This is a genomic window from Pseudomonas sp. NPDC098747 (assembly GCF_044760045.1).
Classification (GTDB): domain Bacteria; phylum Pseudomonadota; class Gammaproteobacteria; order Pseudomonadales; family Pseudomonadaceae; genus Aquipseudomonas.
This window is the reverse complement of record NZ_JBIWAL010000129.1, coordinates 1-2,917: the sequence shown is the minus strand read 5'-3', so window position 1 is coordinate 2,917 and position 2,917 is coordinate 1. Positions and strand designations below refer to the sequence as shown.

Below are 2,917 nucleotides of genomic sequence, written 5' to 3'. Positions count from 1 at the left end.
GGAAGGTTTAGCGTGGCTTTATAGTCGGTCATTTAAGGCTCTTCATTAGCGATGGGCGCTAGGTGCGGCTAGTGCACGGGCGGTGGCGACATCCGCATTGATCGCCGTTTTCAGTGCCTCCAGAGAGGCAAAACGCTGCTCTTCACGCAGCTTCTGGTGGAAAACCACCGTCAAACGCCGGTCATACAGATCGCCGGCAAAATCTAAAAGATGGACTTCAAGGTGGGCCTTGCCATCACCTTGCACCGTGGGCCGTACGCCAATATTGGCGACACCGGGCCAGGTCTTGCCGTCGATATCGACATCCACCAGATACACCCCGGTGAACGGCACGCGACGACGCTTGAGTTGAATGTTGGCAGTGGGCGTACCCAATTGCCGGGCCAGCTTCTGGCCATGCAGCACACGACCGGCGATGCGGTATGGGCGGCCGAGCAAACGTTCGGCCAAGGCAAAATCGGCGGCGGCCAACGCGTTGCGCACCTGAGTGCTGCTGATACGAATGCCATCCAGCTCGACGGTTTGCGCCGCTTCGACGGTAAAACCGTGAACCTGCCCGGCCTGCAACAGGAAATCGAAATCGCCGAGGCGGTCGCAGCCAAAACGGAAATCGTCACCGACCTCCAGATGCTGCACGCCGAGCCCGTCCACCAGAATGGTGTCGACGAATTCACTGGCGCTGAGCTTGCTCAGACGCTGGTTGAAGGCCAGGCACAAGACCCGGTCTACACCTTCGGCAGCCAGCAGTTGCAGCTTGTCGCGCAACCGGGCCAGTCGTGCCGGCGCCGTTTCCGGAGCGAAGAATTCCCGCGGCTGCGGCTCGAAAATCACCACGCAGCTGGGTACGCCCAACTCGAGCGCACGCTCACGCAGTCGGGCCAGGATGGCCTGGTGACCACGGTGAACACCGTCAAAGTTGCCAATAGTGGCGACGCAGCCCCGATGCTGGGGGCGCAAGTTGTGGAGGCCTCGAACCAGCTGCATAACGCGCTTCTTGCTCATAAAGTGGTCGATTATAACCACACCCGACGGTCGACGACAGGCAACACCGTAACGCAAAGTGATCCAGCCGACAAAACTGCCGGCCCGCGCCCATCCATAAAGGGTAAAACCTCAGCTCAAGGCCTTGCGATTGAAGTCGCGCAGACGGAAACCGAGCAGCAGTAACATACCGAAATACGCAACCACGCCCGCCGCCACCAATGCGCCCAGACGCAGGAAGCGCTCAAGCATGTGGCCTTGATCCCACGCCGGCATGAAATGCATGCCGATCAGCAGCACCACCGACATCACCGCCACTGCCACGACGAGTTTGAAACCGAACTTGGCCCAGCCCGGTTGCGGCTGGTACATCTGCTGTTTGCGCAATTGATAGAACAGCAGCCCGGCGTTGAGGCACGCACCGGCACTAATCGCCAAGGCCAGCCCCGCATGGGCCAGCGGACCCACCAATACCAGGTTGAATAGCTGGGTGACGACCAAGGTGAAAATTGCGATTTTTACCGGGGTACGGATGTTCTGTTGCGCATAAAAGCCCGGCGCGAGCACTTTGATCACGATAATCCCGAGCAGGCCGACAGAATAGGCAACCAACGCGCGCTGAGTCATTTCGGCATCAAAGCCACTGAATTGACCGTACTGGAACAGCGAAACGGTCAATGGCTCGGCGAGGATCCCCAGCGCCAAAGAGCACGGCAGCACCAGCACAAAGCACAGGCGCAGGCCCCAGTCGAGAATTCGCGAATATTCGTGGCGATCCTTGCTGGCGTAGGTTTTCGCCAACGTCGGCAAAAGAATCGTGCCCAGCGCTACACCCAGCACCCCCGATGGCAATTCCATCAAGCGGTCGGCGTAATACATCCAGGACACCGAGCCTGCGACCAGAAACGAGGCGAAGATGGTGTTGATGATCAGCGAAATCTGGCTGACCGACACGCCCAGAATCGCAGGCAGCATCTGCTTCATCACCCGCCACACGCCGGTATCACGTAGATTCAGCCGTGGCAGCACCAGCATGCCGATCTTTTTCAGGTGCGGCAGTTGAAACAGCAACTGCGCCAGACCACCGACCAACACCGCCCAGCCGAGCGCCATGACCGGCGGATCGAAGTACGGTGTGAGGAACAGCGAAAACACGATCATGCTGACGTTGAGCAGGGTCGGCACGAACGCCGGCACCGAAAAGCGGTTCCAAGTATTGAGGATCGCACCGGCCAGCGAGGATAGCGAGATCAGCAATATATAAGGAAAGGTCACTCGCAAGAGGTCAGAGGTGAGCTGGAATTTTTCCGGCGTATCGGTGAAACCGGGAGCGGTGGCCCAGATGACCCACGGCGCGGCGATCATCCCCAACGCGGTGACCAGCGCCAGTACCAGCGTCAGCAAACCCGACACATACGCGATAAAAGTGCGGGTGGCCTCTTCGCCCTGCTGGCTTTTGTATTCCGCAAGAATCGGTACGAATGCCTGGGAAAAAGCCCCCTCGGCGAAGATCCGCCTCAGCAGATTGGGCAATTTGAAGGCGATAAAGAAGGCATCCGTCGCCATTCCGGCGCCGAATGTACGAGCAATCAAGGTATCGCGAACAAACCCGAGAACCCGGGAAATCATCGTGATAGAGCTGACGGCGGCCAACGATTTGAGCAGATTCATTGAAGGAATGTGTGCCTGTCGATAAACAGCAGGCGAATAAAGCGCCTACTTGTGCGATACTCCGCGCCGCAGCAGCACAGAGCCAAAGCTCGCGAGTTTACAGGTCAAGCGCCGGAAATAAATATCCCGCCTCTTTATACCTACCACTTAGCGGAACGATTCAAGTGCCCTTGACAAGACTTCTCTTCATCTGCATGATTGGATGAGTTTTTTGTTTGGTATTTGTTTTATTGTGTTTGTAGTTGTTGGTGGTTGGCGTATTATT

2 protein-coding genes are annotated in these 2,917 nt (G+C 57.6%); both read right to left on the bottom strand.

The annotated features are described in order from the left end of the window. Window positions 1-45 precede the first annotated feature (45 nt). The gene (gene ribF, locus ACIQVE_RS29415) at window positions 46-984 is read right to left on the bottom strand and encodes a bifunctional riboflavin kinase/FAD synthetase (protein ID WP_402815442.1); all 939 of its coding nucleotides are present in this window, start codon (window positions 982-984) and stop codon (window positions 46-48) included. A 129-nt stretch (window positions 985-1,113) separates the two neighbouring features. Continuing rightward, window positions 1,114-2,652, bottom strand: a complete 1,539-nt coding sequence (gene murJ, locus ACIQVE_RS29410) for a murein biosynthesis integral membrane protein MurJ (RefSeq protein WP_402815440.1) — start codon at window positions 2,650-2,652, stop codon at window positions 1,114-1,116. Window positions 2,653-2,917 lie beyond the last annotated feature (265 nt).